19 protein-coding genes, 1 tRNA gene and 1 pseudogene are annotated in these 23,027 nt (G+C 58.7%); 6 read left to right on the top strand and 15 right to left on the bottom strand.

What is annotated here, in order from left to right; all coding sequences use genetic code 11:
• The first annotated feature begins 101 nt into the window (after positions 1–101).
• From WDN46_14045 to WDN46_14035, 3 genes are all read left to right on the top strand, one after another.
• Entirely contained in the window at positions 102–788 is a 687-nt protein-coding gene (locus WDN46_14045) for a hypothetical protein (GenBank protein ID MEJ0094507.1), read from the top strand.
• Positions 781–1,119, top strand: coding sequence for a helix-turn-helix domain-containing protein (locus tag WDN46_14040; protein MEJ0094506.1), 339 nt, complete (start codon positions 781–783; stop codon positions 1,117–1,119). The genes WDN46_14045 and WDN46_14040 overlap by 8 nt, the downstream gene beginning before the upstream one ends.
• 180 nt (positions 1,120–1,299) lie before the next feature.
• Positions 1,300–2,136 (top strand): tyrosine-type recombinase/integrase, encoded by an 837-nt coding sequence (locus WDN46_14035; GenBank protein ID MEJ0094505.1) that lies wholly within the window; start codon positions 1,300–1,302, stop codon positions 2,134–2,136.
• Positions 2,137–2,252: 116 nt separating this feature from the next.
• Here WDN46_14035 and WDN46_14030 read toward each other — a convergent pair.
• From WDN46_14030 to WDN46_14000, 7 genes are all read right to left on the bottom strand, one after another.
• A tRNA-Pro gene (locus tag WDN46_14030) sits at positions 2,253–2,330 on the bottom strand.
• Between the two features lie 94 nt (positions 2,331–2,424).
• A complete protein-coding gene (locus tag WDN46_14025) occupies positions 2,425–2,994 on the bottom strand; it encodes a MerR family transcriptional regulator (protein ID MEJ0094504.1) in 570 nt (189 codons plus the stop codon).
• A 158-nt stretch (positions 2,995–3,152) separates the two neighbouring features.
• Entirely contained in the window at positions 3,153–3,488 is a 336-nt protein-coding gene (locus WDN46_14020; protein MEJ0094503.1) for an integration host factor subunit alpha, read from the bottom strand.
• 325 nt (positions 3,489–3,813) lie between these two features.
• Positions 3,814–4,830 (bottom strand): beta-ketoacyl-ACP synthase III, encoded by a 1,017-nt coding sequence (locus tag WDN46_14015; protein MEJ0094502.1) that lies wholly within the window; start codon positions 4,828–4,830, stop codon positions 3,814–3,816.
• Positions 4,831–5,916, bottom strand: coding sequence for a phosphate acyltransferase PlsX (plsX, locus tag WDN46_14010; GenBank protein ID MEJ0094501.1), 1,086 nt, complete (start codon positions 5,914–5,916; stop codon positions 4,831–4,833). It lies immediately after the preceding gene.
• 415 nt (positions 5,917–6,331) lie between these two features.
• The gene (locus WDN46_14005) at positions 6,332–6,955 is read right to left on the bottom strand and encodes a DUF177 domain-containing protein (protein ID MEJ0094500.1); all 624 of its coding nucleotides are present in this window, start codon (positions 6,953–6,955) and stop codon (positions 6,332–6,334) included.
• Between the two features lie 29 nt (positions 6,956–6,984).
• Entirely contained in the window at positions 6,985–7,527 is a 543-nt protein-coding gene (locus tag WDN46_14000) for a ubiquinol-cytochrome C chaperone family protein (GenBank protein MEJ0094499.1), read from the bottom strand.
• A 270-nt stretch (positions 7,528–7,797) separates the two neighbouring features.
• Here WDN46_14000 and bamE point away from each other — a divergent pair, with 270 nt between their 5' ends.
• Positions 7,798–8,220, top strand: coding sequence for an outer membrane protein assembly factor BamE (gene bamE, locus WDN46_13995; GenBank protein MEJ0094498.1), 423 nt, complete (start codon positions 7,798–7,800; stop codon positions 8,218–8,220).
• A gap of 141 nt (positions 8,221–8,361) precedes the next feature.
• Here bamE and WDN46_13990 read toward each other — a convergent pair whose 3' ends face one another.
• The 4 genes from WDN46_13990 to ribH all read right to left on the bottom strand — a co-directional run bounded on the left by WDN46_13990 (position 8,362) and on the right by ribH (position 13,066).
• Complete coding sequence (locus WDN46_13990) at positions 8,362–10,500, bottom strand: sodium-translocating pyrophosphatase (GenBank protein MEJ0094497.1); 2,139 nt, start codon at positions 10,498–10,500, stop codon at positions 8,362–8,364.
• A gap of 184 nt (positions 10,501–10,684) precedes the next feature.
• Positions 10,685–11,677: a thiamine-phosphate kinase gene (gene thiL / locus WDN46_13985; protein ID MEJ0094496.1), complete on the bottom strand. Its 993-nt coding sequence runs from the start codon at positions 11,675–11,677 to the stop codon at positions 10,685–10,687.
• Between the two features lie 433 nt (positions 11,678–12,110).
• Positions 12,111–12,575 (bottom strand): transcription antitermination factor NusB, encoded by a 465-nt coding sequence (gene nusB / locus WDN46_13980; protein MEJ0094495.1) that lies wholly within the window; start codon positions 12,573–12,575, stop codon positions 12,111–12,113.
• Entirely contained in the window at positions 12,575–13,066 is a 492-nt protein-coding gene (gene ribH, locus WDN46_13975; protein ID MEJ0094494.1) for a 6,7-dimethyl-8-ribityllumazine synthase, read from the bottom strand. The genes nusB and ribH overlap by 1 nt, the downstream gene beginning before the upstream one ends.
• Before the next feature lie 359 nt (positions 13,067–13,425).
• Here ribH and WDN46_13970 point away from each other — a divergent pair.
• Both WDN46_13970 and WDN46_13965 read left to right on the top strand, forming a co-directional pair.
• A pseudogene (locus WDN46_13970) lies at positions 13,426–14,192 on the top strand (IS5 family transposase).
• Between the two features lie 164 nt (positions 14,193–14,356).
• Positions 14,357–15,730 (top strand): AAA family ATPase, encoded by a 1,374-nt coding sequence (locus WDN46_13965; protein MEJ0094493.1) that lies wholly within the window; start codon positions 14,357–14,359, stop codon positions 15,728–15,730.
• Between the two features lie 12 nt (positions 15,731–15,742).
• On the opposite strand, the gene WDN46_13960 is transcribed toward WDN46_13965, so the two are convergent.
• From WDN46_13960 to WDN46_13945, 4 genes are all read right to left on the bottom strand, one after another.
• Positions 15,743–16,573 (bottom strand): universal stress protein, encoded by an 831-nt coding sequence (locus WDN46_13960; protein MEJ0094492.1) that lies wholly within the window; start codon positions 16,571–16,573, stop codon positions 15,743–15,745.
• Between the two features lie 208 nt (positions 16,574–16,781).
• Complete coding sequence (gene rfaE1 / locus WDN46_13955; GenBank protein MEJ0094491.1) at positions 16,782–18,248, bottom strand: D-glycero-beta-D-manno-heptose-7-phosphate kinase; 1,467 nt, start codon at positions 18,246–18,248, stop codon at positions 16,782–16,784.
• A gap of 206 nt (positions 18,249–18,454) precedes the next feature.
• On the bottom strand, positions 18,455–19,651 hold the full coding sequence (locus WDN46_13950) for an AGE family epimerase/isomerase (protein MEJ0094490.1): 1,197 nt from the start codon (positions 19,649–19,651) through the stop codon (positions 18,455–18,457).
• A 266-nt stretch (positions 19,652–19,917) separates the two neighbouring features.
• A complete protein-coding gene (locus tag WDN46_13945) occupies positions 19,918–22,515 on the bottom strand; it encodes a glycosyl hydrolase family 28-related protein (protein MEJ0094489.1) in 2,598 nt (865 codons plus the stop codon).
• Positions 22,516–23,027 lie beyond the last annotated feature (512 nt).

Here is a 23,027-nt window from a genome sequence, read left to right as displayed (position 1 = left end):
AGTCACGCGGTTGACCGGATCGGCCATCTCGTCAATCGGCCTATCTATCCAAACTCAGACGCTATCAGGGCCGCCGCCATTCAGGCGAGTAAGGAAAAGGCATGAGCGACCGCCCTATCCCATTCAGCGCGCCGATGATCCGGGCTTTGCTCGACGGCCGGAAGACGCAGACCAGAAGAATCATAAAGCCGCAGCCGCTAGCCGAAGCAGTCGCTGATGGCTCTTTCATGCGGGATGCGAACGCTTTGATCTCGCCGCGACCAATTCGTTGGAGTGTAGGCGACCACCTATGGGTGCGCGAAGCGCATTATCTGACGGATAATGGGCACAATGAATTGGCGGTCTATGCCGAGGATCAAGAATCCGCGCGGCAACATCTTGAGCATGTTGATTCGCTGAACGCGAGATATCCGACAATAGATTGGTCACGTCATGGAAAACTGCGCCCATTCATCCACATGCCGCGCTGGGCTTCGAGGCTCACGCTGATCGTGAGCGACGTGCGCGTCCAGCGCTTGCAGGACATCAGCGAGACGGAGGCGATCGCGGAAGGCATCGCACAGAGCCCGCACGGCAACCGAGATCAATGGTGCAATTATCCTCTCGGATCGTCTGCTGCGGGTTGGATAGACCCCCGAAGCAGCTTCGAGTCACTTTGGCGAACCATCAACGGTACCGCCGCATGGGACGCAAACCCATGGGTTGTCGCCCTGACCTTCTCTGTCCACCGCGCAAACATCGACGCGATGCCCGCGCTCGAGAACGGCCTTGGCCTGATCCATGAGTGAAACTGACGATGGCTTCGTCCATGACGGCCATCTGCTCACCGCCAAACAAGCGGCGCAAATTCTTTGCATTTCGCCGCGGATGTTGCAGGAGCATGTAAAGGATGGCACGCTGCCGCGCATTGCCATAGGGCGTGGGGAGCTGCGCAAGCATTATGCCTATGACCCCGCCGATATTGAAGCGTTCAAGCGAGCGCGTAAAGAATTTGGGGGTAGACAATGTCCGTCTACAAAAGGGAAGGCTCGCCGTTCTACAGCTTCGACTTCCAATTTAGAGGTATTCGATTTTCAGGCTTTACGAAAGCAACTTCTAAGCGAGAAGCAGAAGCAGTAGAAAAGATTGAGAAGGAGAAAGCGAAAGCTTCCTTCGATGCCAATCAATTGTCCCGCAGCGCGCCGCTGACTATAGGAACTGCAGCGCAACGCTACTGGATTGAGGTTGGCCAACATCACTCCGGCGCTGAAACAACCCTCACGAAATCTTAATCGCCTTTGCAATTACTTCGGCAAAGCTATGCCGCTTGATCAGATTTCGAATGATGATGTCGCAAAATTAGTCTCTTGGCGGCGCTCGCAAACCGTGAAGGGTCGCACGAAGAAGCGCGGGAAAGAGAAGCCGCGGCTGATTGCGCCGGCCACTGTCAACCGTTCGACCATTGAGCCACTACAAAAGATGTTCACTCGAGCGTCCAAAGTCTGGAGGGTCGTACTTCGAGACGCACCTGATTGGGGCCAGCATCTCCTCAGAGAGCCGACTGAACGCGTCCGGGAAGTTCGGGGCAACGAGGAAGGGGCTATTCAATCAGCGGTGCGCAGCGACTATCTGCCGCTCATTTCATTCGCTCGCGCGGCCGGTCTTAGGCAGGCGGAATGTCTTCTGAAGAAAGACGACATAGACCTGCTGGCCGGTCGAATTAGGACAATCGGCAAAGGCAAAAAGCCAATCGACCACCCGATCACTTCAGAGATGCGCGCGATTCTCATGGCAGAGATGGCGAATCCAACCGAGTACGTCTTTACGTATGCAGCGGCTCGCGCAAGGAAAAAACATCCCGCTCACGAGAGAGGCCAGCGAATGCCGATCACGGCTTCCGGCTTAAAGACTCTCTGGCGCCGGGCGAAGCATCGCCGATCTGGCCCGAGCGTACCAGCCGATCTTCGCTTCCATGATTTGAGACATGATTTCGCGACGAAACTTCTTCGCGAAACCAAAAACCTCAAGCTCGTTCAAAAGGCGCTGCATCATTCCAAAATCGAAACGACAACGAAATATGCGCACGTTTTGGATGATGAAGTCTTGGAAGGGATGGAAGCCGCCGGTCGGAAAAGAACGGGTAAGCCCGAAGCGTGAACATCCGTGGGACTTTCCGTTCCGCTACATGCGTTCGTTGCGCTTAGGTTCCACTTCTGATCACTTCGGGCGTTCCAGCCTAAAGTCTGAAACGCCCGAAATCTCAAAGAGATAGATGGTCGGAGTGGCGGGATTCGAACCCACGACCCCTAGTCCCCCAGACTAGTGCGCTAACCGGGCTGCGCTACACTCCGACTGCGACCCCTTATAGAGAAAGCATTTTCTGCGCGCAACGTTTCCGATGCGGGAAAGAGCGCGGTTGTCTCAATCAATAAGAACGAGGGGGATTCACGGGCGTCTTAGCGTCTCGAGAATGCGTTCGCATTCCTGCAACTCAGCCAAAGCGGCGTTCAGCCTGCGAGCGTCTTCCATCGAAAGACTGGTTGGCCATGGCGGACCCGCATCGATGTGCGCAGCCGCGTTTTTGTCGATTTCAAGCATCGCCTCTCCCGCCATCGCTGGACGCCGCGTTTCAAACAATGGGCCGGCCGAAGTCTCAGACGCTTGCTCGATCAAATCACCATCCCACCGTTCTTCAATGCTTGAAATGGGGAGATCTTGCGCCGCATAGGAGGAGATTGAAGACGGCGTGAACCCGGGGTCGGCGACTGCCCGAGCGCCCTGCTCTTTCAAGATTCGCTGCACGCCTTTGATGGTATAGCCCTCGCCGTAGAGAAGACGCCTGATTCCGCGCAAAATTTCAATGTCGTGAGGACGGTAAAAACGGCGCCCGCCTGCACGCTTCAGCGGTTTGATCTGCGGAAATCGCGTCTCCCAAAAGCGCAGAACGTGTTGCGGCAGATCGAGTTCGTCCGCAACCTCGCTGATCGTCCGAAATGCGTCGGCGCTTTTATCCATATCGCTTCGACCTCAAGGCCGTTCGCAGCAATCTCAGAGCGACCTTTGCCCGATTGCTTCAACCGCGGCAGATCATGCTCGATACCCGCTTGGCCAAGCCTACTTGGCTAACGCATGATCCGCTCTAGAAACCCTGCAACTTTCCAAAAGATCAGGGTTTAATCGTCTCCCTCTGCGATCGTTTGTCCGTTGACCCGCGCCTTGAGCACGCTCGAGGGTTTGAACACCATCACGCGCCGCTGAGTGATCGGGACTTCGATTCCGGTCTTCGGATTGCGTCCGATCCTTTCGGATTTTGCGCGCACGACGAACGACCCGAATGAAGACAATTTGACGGTTTCCCCTTCCGCCAAAGTGTCGGCAAGCTCATTCAGGACCATTTGCACCAAGGCTGCGGATTCCTTGCGGGATAGACCGACGCAACGGTACACCGCTTCAGCCAGATCGACCCGCGTGATCGTCCGCGCTTCCAGCTGCGTCAAGGCGTCAACCATTTGCTGCGCATGCGACGATTCCAGCTCTCCTGCAGCGGATATGGTTGCAAATTTTGTCATTCCTCAATCTCTATTTACCCGACACTTGGCCGGTAGATCGGACAAAGTGTAGCTCTGGAAAGCAGCAGGTCCAGCCTTCCCAGCGCGTTTTCGGCGACAGCCGACCGATTCTGATCAACGAAAACCCGTTGACCCCTATAATATCTTGGATTTTAACCGGCTCTGGTGACTTGACTGGCGATCGCGCCCAAATGCGACAACGGCGGAAGTCTGGAGCAAATCCTTCGTCAAATCAAGGCATGTTACGATAGCCGGGGCATCGACTTTACCAGCGGATCAGCGCCGACGCCCACGTGAAACCACCTCCCATAGCCTCGATCATCACAAGATCGCCTTGCTTGATCCGACCATCGTCGCGCGCCGCCGCCAAAGCGAGGGGAATCGAGGCGGCGGACGTGTTGCCATGCAGATCGACGGTAACCACCACTTTGCCGGGAGCGATGCCAAGCTTTTCGGCTGAGGCGTCGATGATGCGCCGGTTGGCCTGATGCGGCACGAACCAATCCAACTCGGCGGCGGTTGTTCCGGTGGCGGCAAAAGCTTCACTGACGACATCCGTGACCATCCCGACGGCATGGCGAAAAACTTCCCTGCCGGCCATGCGCAAATGACCGGTGGTTTTCGTCGTTGATGGTCCTCCATCGACGTATAGCTTTTCCCGATGCCGTCCATCGGAGCGCAAATGCGACGTCAGCACGCCACGATCCTTGGCGGTTCCCGCGGATGGTTGGGCCTCAAGCACGATCGCCGCCGCTCCATCGCCGAAGAGAACGCATGTCGTGCGGTCTTGCCAATCCAACAGCCTTGAAAACGTTTCGGCGCCGATCACCAAGGCGCGCCGATGCGAGCCCGACTGCAAAAATTTGTCGGCCGTAGAAACCGCGAAAACAAAACCCGAGCATACGGCCTGGATGTCGAAGGCAGCCCCATGGATCATGCCCAGCGCCGCCTGAATCTGGGTGGCGACGGCGGGAAACGTATAGTCAGGCGTCGAGGTCGCAACGATCACAAGATCGATATCCGCCGCGGTCAAGCCGGCGTCAGTCAGAGCTGCTTGCGCAGCGTAGAAACCGAGCCTCGATGTCGGCTCGTCTTCGCCGGCGACATGGCGTTGCCTGATGCCGGTTCTTTGCACGATCCACTCGTCAGTCGTGTCGAGCGATTTTTCGAGATCGGCATTGCTGACGATCCGCTTGGGAAGATAGGAGCCAAGGCCAACAACGACAGAGCGCAGCTTGCCCGAGAGAGCATGTGTCACGGCAAATGATCCATTCGAAGCCATTCAGGAATCCGAGGGCGCAGATTCAGGTTCGCCCGCGGCCTTGAGCTTCGGCGGCGTCGGACGTCCTTGGTGCGACGCCGCGAGCGACTCGCGAATTTGACCCAGCAACTCGTGGCGCGCAATTGCATAGGCGATTTCGATCGCCACCGAAGTGCCAAAAATATCAGAGCCGCCATGACTTTTGATCACGACGCCGTCGAGACCGAGGAAAACGCCGCCATTGACGTTGCGGGGGTCCATCTTTGCTTTCAAGGCGGCAAAAGCCTTGCGCGCGAAAAGATAGCCGATCCTCGACATGATATCGCGGCTGACCGCTTCGCGGAAATATTGCGCCATCTGGTTGGCGGTGCCTTCGGCGGTCTTTAACGCGATATTGCCGGCGAAGCCTTCGGTGATGACGACATCGACAGTCCCTTTGCCAATGTCGCTGCCCTCGACGAAGCCGACATATTCGAGATTCGGCAAGGCGTTTTCGCGCAGAAAGCGCGACGCCGCTTTGACATCGTCTATTCCCTTCATTTCTTCGGAGCCGATGTTCAGCAAACCGACGGCGGGGCGCTCCAAGCCAAGGACGATCCGCGCCATCGCGGCGCCCATGATCGCAAGATTGACGAGGTGCTGCGCATCGGCGCCGATCGAGGCTCCGACATCGAGAACGATCGTCCTCCCCCTGATGGTCGGCCAGATAGCGGCGATCGCCGGCCGCTCGACGTTCGGCATTGTGTGGAGGCAGGTTTTCGCCATGGCCATCAAGGCCCCGGTATTGCCTGCCGAAACCGCGATGTCGGCCTGGTTGTTTTTAACGGCTTCGATTGCAAGCCACATGGACGACTTGCGTCGGCCCGCGCGCAACGCCTGGCTCGGCTTGTCGTCCATCCGCACCGCGACATCCGTGTGATGCAAGGTCGAAACGGCGGCGAGTTGTGGAAAAGCGTCGAGATGCGGACGCATCAAGGCTTCATCGCCAAAAAAGGCGAAAGCTATGTCCGCGCGCCGCTTGAGCGCGCGGGCGGCGCCGGGAAGCGTTACTTCCGGCCCAAAGTCACCGCCCATGACGTCGAGCGCTATTCGCACTGGCTTCATTATAAGATCCGGAACTGAGCTAGACCATGATTGCTTCCGACTATACGGCTCATGCCCTCTATCTCTTTGTTTTAACACAGGATGTGATCCGAAAGGTCTGCAATTTTTCGGAATTATGCTCTAGCGCGCGCCAAGGCGTCGCGTTCGCAGCAGGCCAAAGGGTCATCGTAATGAATTGATGCATCATCCTATTTGGGAGAGAGGTTCGCGGCGAAAATCGGGCCCTCGATACGAACTCTTTGGATTTTATGCGAACCAGCTTCGCAGGTCATATCCGGGCGGAATCGGAGGAGTCTTAGCGTTTATTTGTTCGATTATAGGATAAATGCCTCGGATGGTAGAGGGTTTGACGCTTCCGCTTCCTGATGTTGATGAAAGCGCCACGTTTTTCGATTTTCTTGACCTTTGCCTTCGCTCCTTAATCGCCATCCTTAAGCTTTTTCAAGACCGTGAAAGGAGACGCCTCTGCGGCCGGTTTTGAAAAACTCGCTTCGTCGAATCGAACGCCGGGCTTGCGGGGATAATGATCAAGATTGAGCGCGAAGAATTCCTCGACCAAGGCTCCAACATCAATGCGCCCATCGATGATCGGATCGAGCGCATCCAACGGCGCGGCGACGGGGCGCGCGACATTGGCTTCCATCTCGGCATCCCTGCCCGCGCGTTTCCGCGAGGGGTTTTCGGGCGGAGCGATGAATTCGGCCTCGACTTCGGCCTCAAGGTCGCTTTCGAATGGGTCAAGGCTGACAATGCAGGTTTGCACGATGCGGGCGCGCAACGGGCCGCTTACTTTGAATTGCGTCCGGTTTTGCCTGGCGATTAGGAGATCGGCCGAGAGGCTCTCAACCGCAACTAGCCCGTCGCTTTGCGCGATCGCCGCGCGCTCCTCCGCATCGGCGCTGATTGAAACCTTCAGACCCGTGTCGGGGACATCTGCGACCGCGACGAAGCGCGAAAAATGTCCCGCTTCGGTCGGGAGCGCCGCTTTTTCATTGTCTCCCATGCGCGAATTTCCAGCGCCGGGACCTCTCTTCAATTTCATGGCAACCGCCTCCGGAATGTTGTGTGGCTTCAGTGAATGGCCGCAGGCTCAGGAAACGGAACCGGGCCGTCCGCAAAAACCGCGAACGAAGCCTTGGCTAAGGCAATGTTCGCCGCTTCGACGTAACTGGCCAACCGCCGCGCATCCGCCCGGCCGGCATAGACGTTTCGCGCCAGAGCCGCCGCGAGCGCCGGTTCGCCAAGGCGCAGAGCCTGATCATAAGCAAGGCTGCGTCCAAGGAAAGCCTCGGCAAGGATTTTCATTCGCTTCGGGACGCTGACATCTCCGACGCCCATTTCCCGCAAAGCTTCCTCGAGACGGGCGAACACGGCGTCGGCGAGATCCTGGGCCAACTCCGGCGCGGGCGGTGCCATCGCATTGAGCTGGCGCAGCACGAGCATCGCATGCAGGGTCATCGCCTCGAACCGGCCTTCAAATGTGTCCTCGATCGCATAGTCCGTAAACAATACCGGATTGCGCGCCGCCGCCATGATCTCGCCGTGAAGCCGGTCGATCAATTGACGGTTGGCGGAGCGGCGAGACAGCCAGGACAGCATGCGACGAATATCCAACTTGGCCGGGTTCGAATTCACCTCGGCTTAACTTCAATAAGTTTAACGTCGCTTTGCCAGCGCTACCGGGTGTGGGCCGAACGCCCATTGCCGCCTTGCTTTTGGCATTGCCGGAGGTTAGGCATCGCTCAGCCTCGCGGCAAATGCAACTGATGGTTGGCGGTTATCCGTCTGGAAGATATTAGTTCGGAGGCTTGAAGAATGTGGTTCGATAGCAGAACCCCTGCCCGCAATAGAAAAGCTGGAGCGCTAGGTTCTGGATCAGTCCGCGTGAAACTCGCCTTTGCGGCGGCGCTTGCGCTGAGCCTTGGCGGTTGTCTTGGCTATGACGGACAAGTCGTCCATGGCTATCAGGCTAACCCGAAAGCGCTTGACGACGTCAAAGTCGGCGCTTCGGCGGAGCAGATTCTCGTCCTGCTGGGGACGCCGACGACAACCTCCACCGTGGGCGGCGACGCCTGGTACTACATCACCCAGGTCACCGATCGCAGCGTCCAATTTCTACAGCCGAAACTGGTCGATCAGCGCGTCTTTGCCGTCTACTTCAATAAGGACAAAAAGGTTGAACGCGTCGCCAATTACGGCGTCGATGACGGCAAACTGTTCGATTTCGTTTCCCGGACAACGCCGACCGCAGGCGCCGAATCGAACTTCCTTAAGGGAATGTTCCTCAACCTAATGAAATTTGGTTAGGCTGGACCCTGAAATCGCGCGCCCTTGAAGCAATATCTCGCGATTTCCTCTCAAGATATTGTTTCAACGGAATTATTTGAGTTCCTGTCGCCAAGGCCGTTGATCCGGCTTTCGCCGAGGCCAACGTCCAAACTCCGCGCCTCAGTGGGCGAGCGCGGCGAGCAACAGCAGCGCCACGATATTGGTGATCTTGATCGCCGGATTGACGGCGGGACCCGCGGTATCCTTATAGGGATCGCCGACGGTATCGCCAGTGACAGAGGCTTTGTGCGCTTCGCCGCCTTTGAAATGCTTGACGCCGTTCTTATCGACGAAACCGTCTTCAAAGCTCTTTTTGGCGTTGTCCCAGGCCCCCCCGCCCGAGGTCATCGAGATCGCCACGAAAAGCCCGTTGACGATGACGCCCAGCAGCGAAGCCCCAAGCGCCGCGAAGGCGGACGCCTTCGAACCGGATATGAACAACACCCCGAAGTAGACCACCAGTGGCGCCAGCACGGGCAGAAGCGAAGGAATGATCATTTCCTTGATCGCCGCCTTGGTCAGCATGTCGACGGCTCGGCCGTAGTCGGGCCGCTCCGTCCCCGCCATGATTCCGGGCCTTTGCTTGAACTGACGCCGCACCTCCTCGACCACCGCGCCGGCGGCACGGCCGACCGCCGTCATCGCGATGCCGCCGAACAAATAAGGGATCATTCCGCCAAAGATCAGGCCGGCGACGACATAGGGATTGGAAATGTCGAAAGAGACCGCCCCCATGCCCCTAAAATAGGAAAACTGATCCGGATTGGCGGCGAAATATTCGAGATCGTGGCTGTAGGCGTTGAACAACACCAAGGCCCCAAGGCCTGCCGAGCCGATGGCGTAGCCCTTGGTGACCGCTTTTGTCGTATTGCCGACCGCGTCGAGCGCGTCCGTCACCTGGCGGACCTCCTTGGGCAGGCCGGCCATTTCGGCAATTCCGCCGGCATTGTCGGTGACCGGCCCGAAAGCGTCGAGCGCGACGATCATGCCGGCGATCCCGAGCATGGTCGTCACCGCGATCGCCGTGCCGAAAAGACCTGCAAGCTGGCTTGTGGCGATGATGCCGCCGATGATGACCAGCGCCGGAGCCGCCGTCGATTCCAATGAGACAGCAAGACCCTGAATGACATTCGTGCCGTGTCCCGTCACGGAGGCCTGGGCGATGGAAACCACCGGGCGTTTGCCGGTGCCGGTGTAATATTCCGTGATGACGACAATGAAGCCGGTGACGACGAGCCCGATGAGGCCGCAGACGAAAAGATGCGAACCCAAAATTGTGGATCCGTTGACCGTGCCGATCGCTCCCCAGCCGACTGTCGCGGAGGTGGCGACGGCGAGCCCTACAATCGATAGAAGGCCAGCGGCGATGAGCCCTTTATAAAGCGCGCCCATTATCGATTGATCGGCGCCGAGCTTCACGAAGTAAGTCCCGGCGATCGAGGTGATGAGGCAAGTCGCGCAGATCGCCAAGGGATAGAGCATAGCGGCGAACAGGACGGGCTGACCGACGAAAAAGATCGCGGCCAAAACCATGGTGGCGACGACCGTCACAGCATAAGTCTCGAACAAATCGGCCGCCATGCCGGCGCAGTCGCCGACATTGTCGCCGACATTATCGGCGATTGTCGCGGGATTACGCGGATCGTCCTCCGGAATTCCGGCTTCGACCTTGCCAACGAGATCGGCGCCGACATCGGCGCCTTTAGTGAAAATGCCGCCGCCGAGACGGGCGAAGATTGAAATCAGCGAGGCGCCGAACCCCAGCGCGACCAGAGCATCGACGGTCTCGCGGCTGTTTGGCGCGTGGCCTAACGGCCCGATCAGAACATAAAAATAACTGGAGACGCCAAGCAGAGCGAGGCCTGCCACCAGCATTCCGGTGACGGCGCCCGCCTTGAATGAAATATCGAGTCCAGCGGCGAGCGATTGCGCTGCGGCCTGCGCCGTCCGCACATTGGCGCGCACGGAGACATTCATGCCAACAAATCCTGCGGCCCCGGACAGCACGGCCCCGACCAGAAAGCCGATGGCGATTGTCCAGGATAATAAATATCCGAACCCGATGAAAATAATGACGCCGACCACGGCGATCGTCAGATATTGGCGCTTCAAATAGGCTTGCGCGCCCTCGGCGATCGCGCCGGCGATCTCCTGCATTCTGGCCGAACCAGGACTAGCCGCAAGAAGTCTCGACGACGTCACGACGCCATAAATTATTGATAAAAGCCCCGTCAGGATGACAAGCCAAATGCCATTCATCTGTTTCCACCTTAATTTTTTGTTTTATACGACGCCGAGTCATTGCTCGCGCCCAATAAACAACATTTACAGAAAGCGTTCGCATGCGCAATCGCGCTGATCTGCTTCTGGTTTCCTTGAAGGGTGATCGCTTCAGACCGAACCGGTCGCGGCGCCAGATCGCAGCATCTGCCGGGATGGCTTGCTAGAAATGCTGAAACGAGGCTTTTGCGAAGCTGACGACGCCTCCGCCGGCATCCCTGAATAGAGGCGCCGATTCTCCGTGAACTGCGCTGCCCAAGAGGCTGACGGCGAGTCCGTCTTTCTCGGCCGCCGCCATGAATGCCGCGCTGTCGGCTGGGGGAACCGCGCAGAGAATTTCATAATCGTCGCCGCCCGTACAAATCGTCTCGATCAGGCGCGGGGCGGCGCGCAAAACCTCGCGCGCGGCCTTGGATAGCGGAACATCGGCAAGTCTGACCTCAGCCGTCATGCCGGTCAGACGCAACATTTTGGCGAGATCGCCCGCAAGACCATCAGATATGTCCATCGCCGCATGGGCATAGGCGAGCGCGGTGCGCAAGCGAAGGCGGGGCTGCGGCAGCAAATAACGATTGAGGAGGAACTCGGCCGCAGCCTCGCTCGCCGCGCCGATCCAGTCCTGATCGCTTGTAGCGCCAAGGCGAAGCTTGAGACCAAGCGCGGCATCGCCAATGGTTCCGGTCACATAAATCTGGTCGCCGGCCTCAACGCCGGCCCGAGGCGCCATTTTTCCTGTGGGGACCGCGCCTAACGCCGTGATGGAAATGGTAAGGGGTCCGGGCGTTTTTACGGTGTCGCCGCCTAGTAGGGAACATGCGTAGAGGTTCGCATCCTCTCCAAGACCATGGGCGAAACCCGCGAGCCAGTCCGCCGTCCAATCCCCCGGCAGAGCGAGGCCGAGAAGAAATCCCAAAGGCTCGGCGCCCTTCGCGGCGAGATCGGAAAGATTGACCCGCAAGGCTTTCCGGGCAATTGCGCTGGGAGGGTCGTTGCTGAAAAAATGCACGCCCGCGACGAGGACATCCTTGGTGAGAATGAGATCCCGCCCTGGCGAGGGCCGCAAAACCGCAGCGTCGTCGCGGAGCAAAAGGCCGCCCTCCCCGGCCAAGGGAGCGAAATAGGTCGCGATCAAATCGTCTTCGGAAGGGCGCGGCATGGTCTTTCAGCGATAGCGTCGCGTTGGCTCATCGCTTCGCCCCGGCAGCTTAACACGATTCGAGACCAGGATTCGGAGACCGCTCAGCCGATTTGACGCAGATAAAAGCCGCTATAGGCGCTAACGCTCCAAAGCGGGAAATAAAGGGATGGGCCTGCAATAAGGAGAATAGCCAGAACAATACGGGATAATCGCACGATATTATTTTGTGCCGCTCACCGGCGAGCGGCCGCCGCCGCTTGAGCGTGATTATATCCCATTGGACTTTGCTTTGGCGCTGACGCCGGGCCGCGGCAAAATTGGGAAAGATTCCTCGAAAGAGCCGCAGTCGGCCGCTGGCGCCAAAAATATTGTTTTTAGGCTGCAATTGCAACGGGGCGCAACGGCGTCCGCCCGGCAGCGCGCGTCAGCGTTTTGACGAATATTGGGGGCGTTAAACGCGCGGCTCGAACTCATTGGCGCGATAATGACGAGCCATGCCATCTAGGACGGCGTTGACCATTCCGGCCTCTTCCCGGGCAAAAAAAGCGCCGGCCACGTCGACATATTCCTTAATCGCGACGCGCGCTGGAATATCCGAGCGTTTCTTTAGTTCATAGGCCCCTGCCCGCAATATCGCGCGCAGAACCGCATCGACGCGAGCCAAAGGCCAGCCCTCGACAAGCGTCTTATCGATCAGACGATCGATTGGGCCCTGATCCGCCAGCACGCCCGTCAAAATATCGCGAAAGAACGCGATCTCGGCCTCTTTGTAGCGTTCGCCTTCTATCTCATTGCCTATCCAGAAGGATTCAAATTCGGCGAAGGTCTCATTCAAACCCTTCTCGGTCACTTCCATTTGATAAAGCGCCTGGACGGCGGCAAGGCGCGCGGCGGAGCGTCCGTCGGGATTGGCCATTAAAGCGCTCCAATGTCGAGCTTGAGGCGATGGATGACCAGGGCCGCCCGCGCCGCGTCGCCGCCTTTATCCCCCTGCTCGCGATCAGCTCGCGCCAGGGCCTGAGCTTCGCTATCAACCGTTAGAATGCCATTGCCCAAAGCCAGCTTGCGGGAAACCCCAAGCTGCATCAGCGCGCGAGCGCTTTCGTTCGAGACAATCTCGAAATGATAGGTTTCGCCGCGAATAATGCACCCCAGCGCAATGGCGCCGGCGAAGGGTTGCCCCAATTGCTCGGCCCGATCCAGCCCGATCGCGATGGCGATCGGGATTTCAAGCGCTCCCGGCACGCTCAAGAGATCGAAAGTCGCGCCGGCTTTGGCGAGCGCTCGTTCGGCGCCGTCGAGCAGCATCGCGCCGATGTGATCGTAGAAACGCGCTTCCACAATGAGGAATCTTGCGCCATTGACGCTCGCATGGGCGGAGTCGGGGGATCGGCGAGGCAGGGCCATGAGTTTTTGTGCTCGGGAAGAGGTTTCAGGATGGGATCGCGCCCGCGCAGCGAGCAGCTTCCCTTCCGAGTAACAAGGCAAGCCGGTCGCGGCAAGCCGAAACGTTCGGAATCGGAATTAGCGCATGGGCGGCGTCGCCAAAATAGCTTAATCAGTCCGGCGGGGAATGGCCGCTCGATTCAAACTATGCCGTGACTTTCAGCCGCGCTGCTCCAAGTCAACTGTTTTTGACCCCTTTATTTGTGGATCGGAATATGGGACAGGACGCTGCTTTAGGCCGTGGTGACGAATTCGGCGTTTGGGGGATTCTCGCGAGGATCTTTCCATGATTCAAGGCTGATTTTTGGAGATCAGCCTTGATGATTCGGGATGTCGATGCGCTGCGAGACGATCAATGGGAGCGGCTTTGTGATCTTGTGCCAGGCGGAAGAGCCGGCCAGCGCGGGCCGCGCTGCGACAATCGACGCTTCGTCGACGCGCTGTTATGGATGGCCCGCTCGGGCGGCCGCTGGCGCGATCTGCCCGAACGCTTCGGCGACCATCAGGCGGTGAAACGCCGCTACTATCGCTGGATCGAGCGCGGCGCCTTGGACGGATTTCTTGAGGCATTCACCGCCGAGGCCGATCTCGAATGGCTGATGATCGACTCAACAATCGTGCGCGCCCATCAGCACGCGGCCGGCGCAAGGATCGCCAAAGGGGGGCGGATGCCCAAGGCCTGGGCCGCTCTCGCGGTGGTTTGAGCACCAAAATCCACGCCGCGACAGACGCACTCGGCAACCCCGTTCGGCTCCTTCTCGGACCTGGGCAGCGCAACGACATCACAAAAGCGCACGCCCTGATCGAAGGCTTTGCGGCCGATGCGATCATCGCCGATAAAGGTTATGACGCCAATCACTTGCGCAAGGCTGTTCTTATGCGTGAGGCTGAGCCGGTGATCCCATCAAAATCCAATCGCCGCGCGCCGCTCCCCTACGACAAGGCGCTCTACAAGGAGCGCAATCTCGTCGAGCGTTTCTTCAATAAACTGAAGCAGTTCCGGCGCGTCGCAACCCGATACGACAAGCTCCTCGCAAACTACCGAGGCTTCGTATTGCTCGCCGCTATTGCTATCATGCTCAGGTAATTCGTCACTACTGCCTAGATCAATCCGATGTCTTCGCTTTCCTCGGCAGCCCGACGACCCATGGGCTCGATCTTCCGGTCACCCGCATCGACACGCATGGCGCCGCGGTTTTTCTGGCCGGCGAAAACGTCTACAAGATCAAGCGGGCGGTCCGTTTTCCGTTCATGGATTTCTCGACGCTGGAAAAGCGTCGTCGCGCCTGCGAGAACGAGCTTGCCGTCAACGCAGCGAACGCGCCGCAACTCTATCTTGGCGTCACTCCCATCTCACGCGACGGCGTCAATCTGAAGTTCGGCCGCGGCCCCCAAATTGTGGAATGGGCGGTGCATTTGCGCCGTTTCGACGAAAATCGCACGTTAGATCATCTGGCTGACCGCGGAGAGCTCGATCTCGACATTATCGCCAAGCTCGCCGATGTCGTCGTCGGCTCGCATCAACGCGCGGTCATGATTACCGGCAGTGAATCGACCTCGGCTCTCCGGGCGCAGATCGAAGAGACGATGGACGCTCTTGAAGCTGCTTCAGACATATTTCCCGCTGCCGCCGCGACCCGGCTTCGGGGGCAAATGCAACACGCTTTCAAGGGCGCGGCGCCGATCCTCTTGAAGCGCGAGGCGAACGGTCACGCGCGGCGGTGCCATGGCGATCTGCATTTGCGGAACATCGTCATGATCAAAGCCGAGCCGGTCTTGTTCGACGCGCTCGAATTCGACGAGCGGCTTGCGACCTGCGACATTCTCTATGATCTTGCCTTCTTGCTGATGGACCTTTGGACGCGCGGCCTGCGCGCGCACGCCAATCTCGTATTCAACCGCTATCTGTCGGCCAGCGGCGATATCGACGCACAGCTCGAAGCCCTTGCGGCGCTGCCGCTTTTCCTGAGCCTGCGCGCAGCGATCCGCGCCAAGGTGGCCAATCTGGAGCCTTCGAAGCAAACCGAGCGTGTGACGGCGGCTCGTCATTACTTTGAGGCGGCATGCGCGTTTTTCGAGCCGTCGCGCCTTGATCTTGTCGCGTTCGGGGGCCTTTCTGGCTCCGGCAAGAGTTCAGTTGCGCGGGAAATTGCCGCTTCGGTCGGCCGGGCTCCCGGCGCCGTTCACTTGCGCAGCGACATCGAACGCAAACGCCTTTTCGGCCATTCCGAATTGGAGCATCTGCCGGACGAGGCCTATCAACCCGCGAGCTCGGCTATGACTTATGCGCGTTTGCGCGCCATGGCCGCCACCGCCCTCGCCGCGGGCCAGAGTGTAGTGATCGACGCCGCGAATCGGAAGCTCGAGGACCGCCGCGCATTGGCTGATCTTGCCAGCCGCAGCCACGTCCGTTTTACGGGGCTGTGGCTCGAAGCCCCCGTTGAAATCCGCCTCGCGCGCGTGGCCAAGCGCACACGCGACGCCTCGGACGCCGACGCAGCGATTGTCGCGATGCAGGCGCAGGAGCCGGTCGGCGCGGTGGAATGGAACCGCCTCGACGCTTGTGGTCCGATTGAGCCCCTTATTGATCAAGCGTTGGCTGTGATCCGGCGGCAACAGGATTGAGGGTGAGGCGCATCAATGTGAAAGCATGTGACAGCGGGCGGTCTGCTTGAGAAGATCGCGCGTCGCTCCGCCAAGTATCCATTCGCGCAATTTGCTGTGGCCGTATGCGCCGGTGACCAGCAGGTCGGCGCCTTCTTTTTTAGCGAGCGCATCGAGTTGGGCCGCCACATGGTCGCGCGACGGTTGTTCGACTACACCGGCGGCGTTGACGCCATGACATGCAAGCCAGGCCACAACGTCGTCGAGGCGGCGTTTGGCCGCAGCAGGGTCATCATTCTTGTCGATTTCCGCCACGATCGCGGTTTGGCATCTGCGCAGCAGCGGCAAGGCGTCGTAGACAGCCCGCCGAGCTTCGGCGGAGTCCGTCCACCCGACCAGAATTCGCTCGGCCTTAAGGGTTTCCACTTCATATGGAACAAGCAGGATAGGACGACCGGCGCGGGCGATCAGATCGCCAGGATCGATGTCCCAGCCGAGATCGAGCACATCTTCAGCCGAACTATGTCCAAGGATTATCAGATCCGCAGCGCGACATTGATTGGCGATGAAAGCTGCTGGAGCCTCAATCGCGGAACGCCATTCAAGCCGTTTGACGCGGCCGCCGAGGGCGGCCCGGAACCGCTCCTCCGCCTCTTGCAGGCGCAATTTGGTGCTGGCCAGATTCTGTTCGAGCGCGTAGGCCGCCGAATAATCGTCCGTAAGACCCATGGGCATTATCTCGGACTGAGCGGCGACGCCGATGACGCGGGCGTTGAACCGCTCGGCGAGATCACCGGCGATATTCAGTCTGGCACCGTTGCGGTCATCCAGATCGATGTAGACCATCAAGGTGGCGTAGGACATGGGCGGCTCCAAACAGCGATAACGCTTCTTCGACAGACTGACGACAAAAAGGCGAGAGCAGTTCAACTTGGGACGTGATTGTTTCAGGGCGAATCAATCAAGCGCTCCTATCGTCTATTTAGACATATGATCCCATTTGGAAAGTCCGCGCCTTCCCCAAATCCTATCCGATCATCCTATCGCACATTTAAGGCTAAGCTCCATCAGATCAAAAAATCTTCTGGCTTCTTTCAGCCTTGGTAATGATTTTTGAAGTCGATTGGCCCGGCGAAAGTTGGGCCAGCACAATCCTGCCGCCTCGCGCCCGGACTATTTCAGCGCCGACGACTTTGTCCTCAGTGTAATCGGCTCCCTTGACCAAAATGTCCGGTTGCAGCGCCCGGATAAGTTCGAGCGGCGTATCTTCCTCAAAAATGACTACCGCGGCCACGCCCCTGATCGCTCCAAGCACGGCCGCCCGCGCGATTTCATCCTGGATCGGACGGGAAGCTCCTTTGAGGCGGCGCACCGAGGCATCCGAATTCAAAGCTACGATAAGCCGATCGCAGCTTTCGGCCGCCTGCCGGATCAGTGAAATATGACCGGGATGCAAGAGATCGAAGCAGCCATTGGCGATTCCGACGGTCAGCTTCTGTCGCGCCCACGCCCAGCGCAGGGCGACGGCCTCGTCGCGAGTGACATGCCGCCCGTCATTGACTGAGGGAGAGGCGGTCTCGGAAGCCAGAGCGGCGTAGAGCTCCTCGGTCGTAACGCAGGCTGTGCCCAGTTTGGCGACGACGATTCCGGCGGCATGATTAGCCACCTTCATTGAGTCGCGCATGGACAAGCCCGCCGCAAGCGAGGCGGCGAGTAAAGCTATGACGGTATCGCCTGCGCCCGAGACATCAAAAACATCCTGCGCAACAGTCGCAAGATGGATCGGCGCTTCGCCGATGGCAAAATACGACATTCCTTTTTCCGACCGCGTCAGCAGAATATTGGCGCCGCTCATCTCTTGCGCGCGCAGGGCCGCCGTCAGCGCCTCCGCGTCGGTTTCGCAGGGAAGCAGCGTCGCTTCGGTCAATTCCTTTCGGTTCGGCGTAAGAATCGAAGCCCCCCGATAGGACGAGAGATTGACACGCTTCGGATCGACCAAGACTACCTTTCCCGAAGATCCGCATCTGTCGATGACCGCCCGCAAAACCCGGTCCGACAGAGCGCCTTTGCCGTAGTCTGAAAGGATAACGATGTCGCTGCGATCGACCGCGGCGAAAGCCGCCTCGAGCAAACGATCCTGGATCAATTCGTCAAATGGACTTGTGTCTTCCTGATCGATGCGAACGATCTGCTGGCGCGCGCCGACGACCCGCAACTTCCGGGTCGTCGGCCGGCCCGCAACAGCGATCATTCCTGAGAGATCGACGCGGCCATATTGCCGCAGGCAATCGATCAAACTGCCCCTTGCATTATCGGTGCCGGTCAGGCCGACAGCATCGACAGAGACGCCGAGCGTTGCGAGGTTCGCCACCACGTTGGAGGCGCCGCCGGGAACGGACTTTTCCGTAAGGGAGCGGACGACCGGAACCGGCGCCTCCGGCGAAATGCGGCTGACGTCGCCATGCAAATAAGCATCCAGAATATGATCGCCAATTACAGAGATGCGGCATTTCGGGAAATTATCAAAAAGACGAAGCATTTGAAGAATCCAATTCGCCAATTGAAAAGGCCCGCGGACCAAGCCGAGGCGTTGATGAATGTCTAAGCAACGGGTCAACAAAAGTTTTAAGTAAAGAAAATCTATTTAGCGTGATGCGGGATTTAAGTAAAACAGCTGCAAAAATGCGCCGGTCAGACTCGCGGTTTCAAGCCCGATAACTCAATTTCGACAAATGCGGCGGCGGCTCACGCTGAAGCGGCTGCGCTTTCCTCGACAGGATCAAGGGGAAAAGCGCGGGACAATTCCGTCGCCGCCAAAAATAGATGATAGAGCGAGCTGGCTGGCGCATAATCGACCAGCGGACGCAATTCGGGGCTAAGGTGGTCGATCCAGCCGCCGGCAAAAGGCTTGTCAAGAAAATGATCGGTCAGCGCGCTGATCATCGCCGCGCCGAAGGCAGGCGCCTCAGGATCCCCCAGGAAATGTTGGGCGACTGCTGCTTTCGCGGCTTCCGTATGCGGCCAGATTCGGTGCGAGCCTTTGATCACGCTCATGTCTGCGGCGAGTTCATCAAAGATGAGTCCATTTTCGGCAAAGCCGCTTTTTTTCGCGGCGGCGCCGAGCTTCTCGATCCAGAAACGCAAATCCCCGCCGGATAGCTTTTCATATTCGAGCAGCAGCCAGACCCATTCAAAGTGATGGCCTGGTTCGAAAACCCAACGCTTGAGCGGATCTCTATGATTGCTCCAGTCTTCGGCAAAATATTCGAGCAGAACGCCGGGCTTTGCGAGAAACAAACGGCTCTTGAAAATATCGATCAGTTTTCCAGCGCGCGCGAGGTAGCCCCTTCCCGGCGCTGCATTCTCCAGAGCGAGATAGGCTTCGAGCAGATGCATAAGCGGGTTCTGCCGCTTGCTGCGGTCCTCGACCGGCGCCCTATCGAAGAGGCCGCCGTGTAGATGATCTTTCAGGCGAGCGTCGATGAAAGCGATTGTTTCATCTGCGTGCGCAATCAGGCGATTGTCGCCGTTTAGCCGATAAAGCCATGCGATTGCAAAGAGAACGAAGGCGTGAGCATAGGCATCGCGCATTGGATCCAGGATCCGGCCGCCCGCGTCGACTGAAAAGGCGAATCCGGCGGACGCGCCATCCGGGCCGCAAAAATCACGCAGGAGCGAGGCCATTGCGGTTTCCGCTATGGGTCCGCCTTCGGGAAACCAGCCAAGATGCGCGGCATGAGCGAAAACATAGATCTGCCGCGCCTGCACCATGGCGCGCCGAGGCGTCGCGGTCTGTGGCCGCCCGCTCCAATCGAGGCGCTCCTGAAACGAGCCCTGCCCGGCGTCGAAACCGACCGTCGACCAAAGCGGAAGCGCCGTTGCGGTGATCCAATTGCGGAGTTGTCCGGTTCGACCGCGAACCAGCGCCAGCGCATTCGTCATACCTGAAGGGACCTGCATCTCTGTGGCGCTTGCTTCCTACGTCTGCGGCCAAGCTAGTAGAGATCAGCGTGATATTCAACCCGCGCCCCCGCCGCGCCGGCATGACTCGCGCGCCGCATTGTAGCGCTCCGAGAGCGCCTCCAGCAGCGCCCGGTCTTGCGAATTCTCGTTAAACCGGGCGCGAAGCCGACCGCGCCAGCTGACGCAATTGCGCTCTCAAAAACTTTGGCGCGCTGGCGAGGTTGGGCCAGCGCGCCAAAGGCGGATTATTTGATGACAGTCACGCCGGCCGGAGCGGCGGGATTATTAGTAATTGTTCCGGTTGAGTGTGGGCCTGCGGTGGCGGGGCTCCAGTTGGCGAAGACGTCGTCGAGCAGGAAGGTGGAGGCGACGTTGCTTGTGCCTGTCGCGTTCCAGATGACCGTCGCCAGCGCGCCGTAGCTCAGCTCGTACTGCACGGGGCAGTTGACGCAGCTGTTGCCTTGAAACACCGTGCCGACGATCGGGCTCGGGCCGGTATAGACGAAAGCGCCATTGCCCACCTGCTGGTTGAGGGCTTCGTTCTCATAGCCCTCTTTGCTATTGTTGCCGGTGTAAAGATAATTGTTGGGATTGATGGCGGCGTGGGCGGTGAGCTGATTGTTGCGAACCTCGACGCCATCGGCGCTGACGCCCCAGAACTGGTTGGGGGAAATGCTGAAGAACTCCGTATTGATGGAGGACGGCCACTGTCCTTTGGTATTTTTCAGCACATTATTTTTGATCTCGATATTTCTATAGGTCGCATCGAGATAAGCGACTGGCGGAGTGGTGTTCCAGCGCGCCTGGTTGACTTGATAGGGCGCCAGGATGATGCCGCCATTATCGGTCAGCTGATTGTTGGCGATGGCGACGTTGAGGAACATCACCGGGCCAAACAAAACAATTCCCGCCGGGTTGTTCTGCATCGTGTTGTTGCGGATCATGACGTTTTCATAGGATGGCGCGCCGGTGGCGAAATGATCGCCCGCGGCGGGGATGACGTCCCATGGCTTGTCGATGGTGAAGGTGTTGCCGCTCAACCCGACAATATGCCGCCATTGCCCGGCCCCTTTGCCGCTGACGACGACGACGTAGGAATTGGGAAATAAGTTCCAGGCGCATGTCGCGCATCGCGATCCGTCGGCGATGGTGGCGCTCGTCGCCGCCGTCACGGCGCCGGAGTCGACCTCCGGCGAAAGGGAGCCGCCTTCGCTGAGGATGGTCTCGCCATCGGCGTTCTGGAATGGCAGGGTTGCGCCGGATACGTCGAAAATATTATTCTGGACGACGCCGTTCCTGATGAAGTTGAACGACATCTGACGGCCAAGGCCAATCCAGGTCGGCGATGAATAGCGGGTAAAGTGATTGCCCTCTACTATGATGTTGTCGATGTTCGAGAAACTGGCCGAGCCGATGAACCCGAAAGCCAGCGTATTGTTCTGCACCGTCACATTTGTGCTGTTGGCGAAGTAGAATGGGCCGCCTGTTTTCGGCGCATTCGCCAGCGTCGAGAAGGTCGAGTTCTCGATCGCGACCTTGTTGCAGCCGATGAGGGTGACGGCCGCCGCGCTGGCGTTCAAATTCCAGTTGACGCGCTGCGCGAACAGCTCGCTGTAGGGGGTCAGCCACTGGTTGACGAGCGGCGTAATATTCAGCCCTTGGGCGTCGGCGCTCTGAAACGACAGATCGGCGATCCCGGAGACGTTGCCGTTGAAGGTCACCGCGTTAAAATTATAGCTGCTCGGCTGCGAACTGGTCGGACCATAAACGATCTTGGTGGTGCTGTCGCTCTGCCCCTGAAGGACGACGCCGGCCTGCAGCGCGATGCCTGTCTGGGCTCCGCTGCGAGAGGCGAGCCGATAGGTTCCCGCCGGAAGATAGGCGATGCCGCCGCCGCTTTTAGCCGCCGCCGCGATCGCCGCATTGATCGCCGCCGTGTCGTCGGCGACGCCATTGCCGACGGCGTGCAGCTTCAAGACGGGGTCCGTCATGACGTTGTAGATGTGGTGGTATTGTTCGTTGACGCCGGGCTTGGCCGCATTATAGGCGGCGCCGTTCTGGGTGATGAAATCGCGTCCCCAGGTCACGCCGAGCTTGAAATAGTCGGAGCCGCCGCCCGAGCGCCCGATGATCGCCTGATCCGCCTGGGCGGAGCCATAGCCATTGGAGACCGTCACATTATAGGTTCGTCCGGCGACGATCCCGCTGGGGGCGATCGCCGTGAGGCTATTGGCGTCTTTCGCGCCGGAAACCGTGGCGGCGAGCGAGGTCCCGGTTTGGGCGTCGATGAGGGTCACCGCATCGGCGGCCGAATTGACGTAGAGATTGCGGCCGAAGATGCGAAACTGATCGCCGGCGGCGATCTCGACGGCGGGCGTTGCCGCATTATCCACATTGATGGCGCGCGTCGCGTCATAATGCACGGCGCGCGGCGCATCAAAACTCATGGCGCGGGGCGCGTTGAGATAGACCGGCGCGCTGGTTCCTTTGCTGTTGACGACCCAGAGCTTGTAAACGTCGAAGGCCAGGGTCGCCGGAATCTGGACGACGACGACATTGTCGGCGGCCTCCATGGCCGGGACGAGGGTCGCCGCGCTCTGCCGGCCGCCCTGAATATAGACTTTGGGCGTGGTGGTCAGCGAGCTGCCGGTGACGCTGATGACGTCGCCCGGGTTGGCGGTGAAGGGCTGGTTGAAAATCACCGGCGCAGCCACGGCCGCCGCGGCGCCAAGCCCCCACACCAACGCCGCGCCGCCCACGACGCCATGCCAGCGCAATAGCCGGAACTGGCGGCGCTTGATGCGCCCAGTGTATAAACCAAATAGACAGGTTGAAGTTCGCATTACTACTATTCCCCAGTTGCGAAAATTGGATAAACAGCCCTCAACCCGTCTTATGCTTCGGATTTGTATCGGCGGGGCTAACAATATAATTCCGCAATGGACATTCTCAGCGCGCCATTAACGACGCGACATAAAATATTATTTATACATATGACGCGGTATCCTCCATTATACGGAGGCTGCCTACCGTAATATTTCAACTTAGGCGTGATTGCCTACTTGTCACGCTGATCATAGCGTTCAGATCCGTCGTGGACAATTAAAGGCAAATAACCGGCAGGTTCAGAAGGAAGCGCTGCAAAGAGCGCTCAACCAGAATATTTGAGGCGCTAAACTTTTAGCAACCTACGCAACGCTCCATACTTACGATCCTAGACTCGCATCAATATATTTTTCCTAAAGCGAGCATTTCTGCTGAATACACTTCGTTCTATCGGTCTCCATAGCTGAGGCTGAGCCTGATGGATGCGGGTAATATTTTGGCAGTGTGGCCAAAGCGTGGCCTTTGGACC

Origin of the sequence: Methylocella sp. (genome assembly GCA_037200525.1) — a bacterium.
Lineage (GTDB): Bacteria > Pseudomonadota > Alphaproteobacteria > Rhizobiales > Beijerinckiaceae > Methylocapsa.
Note: the sequence above shows the minus strand (reverse complement) of the source record. Positions and strands in the feature narration are given on the sequence as shown.

Coding starts and splice junctions, on each gene's coding strand:
- WDN46_13990 (MEJ0094497.1), bottom strand. CDS start 10,500: ATGAATGGCATTTGGCTTGTCATCCTGACGGGGCTTTTATCAATAATT.
- WDN46_13945 (MEJ0094489.1), bottom strand. CDS start 22,515: ATGCGAACTTCAACCTGTCTATTTGGTTTATACACTGGGCGCATCAAG.
- rfaE1 (MEJ0094491.1), bottom strand. CDS start 18,248: ATGCTTCGTCTTTTTGATAATTTCCCGAAATGCCGCATCTCTGTAATT.
- WDN46_14025 (MEJ0094504.1), bottom strand. CDS start 2,994: ATGGATAAAAGCGCCGACGCATTTCGGACGATCAGCGAGGTTGCGGAC.
- WDN46_14020 (MEJ0094503.1), bottom strand. CDS start 3,488: ATGGTTGACGCCTTGACGCAGCTGGAAGCGCGGACGATCACGCGGGTC.
- WDN46_14015 (MEJ0094502.1), bottom strand. CDS start 4,830: ATGGCTTCGAATGGATCATTTGCCGTGACACATGCTCTCTCGGGCAAG.
- WDN46_14005 (MEJ0094500.1), bottom strand. CDS start 6,955: ATGAAATTGAAGAGAGGTCCCGGCGCTGGAAATTCGCGCATGGGAGAC.
- WDN46_14035 (MEJ0094505.1), top strand. CDS start 1,300: ATGCCGCTTGATCAGATTTCGAATGATGATGTCGCAAAATTAGTCTCT.
- WDN46_14045 (MEJ0094507.1), top strand. CDS start 102: ATGAGCGACCGCCCTATCCCATTCAGCGCGCCGATGATCCGGGCTTTG.
- WDN46_13965 (MEJ0094493.1), top strand. CDS start 14,357: ATGGATTTCTCGACGCTGGAAAAGCGTCGTCGCGCCTGCGAGAACGAG.
- WDN46_13950 (MEJ0094490.1), bottom strand. CDS start 19,651: ATGACGAATGCGCTGGCGCTGGTTCGCGGTCGAACCGGACAACTCCGC.
- nusB (MEJ0094495.1), bottom strand. CDS start 12,575: ATGGCCAATCCCGACGGACGCTCCGCCGCGCGCCTTGCCGCCGTCCAG.
- ribH (MEJ0094494.1), bottom strand. CDS start 13,066: ATGGCCCTGCCTCGCCGATCCCCCGACTCCGCCCATGCGAGCGTCAAT.
- WDN46_13960 (MEJ0094492.1), bottom strand. CDS start 16,573: ATGTCCTACGCCACCTTGATGGTCTACATCGATCTGGATGACCGCAAC.
- WDN46_14040 (MEJ0094506.1), top strand. CDS start 781: ATGAGTGAAACTGACGATGGCTTCGTCCATGACGGCCATCTGCTCACC.
- thiL (MEJ0094496.1), bottom strand. CDS start 11,677: ATGCCGCGCCCTTCCGAAGACGATTTGATCGCGACCTATTTCGCTCCC.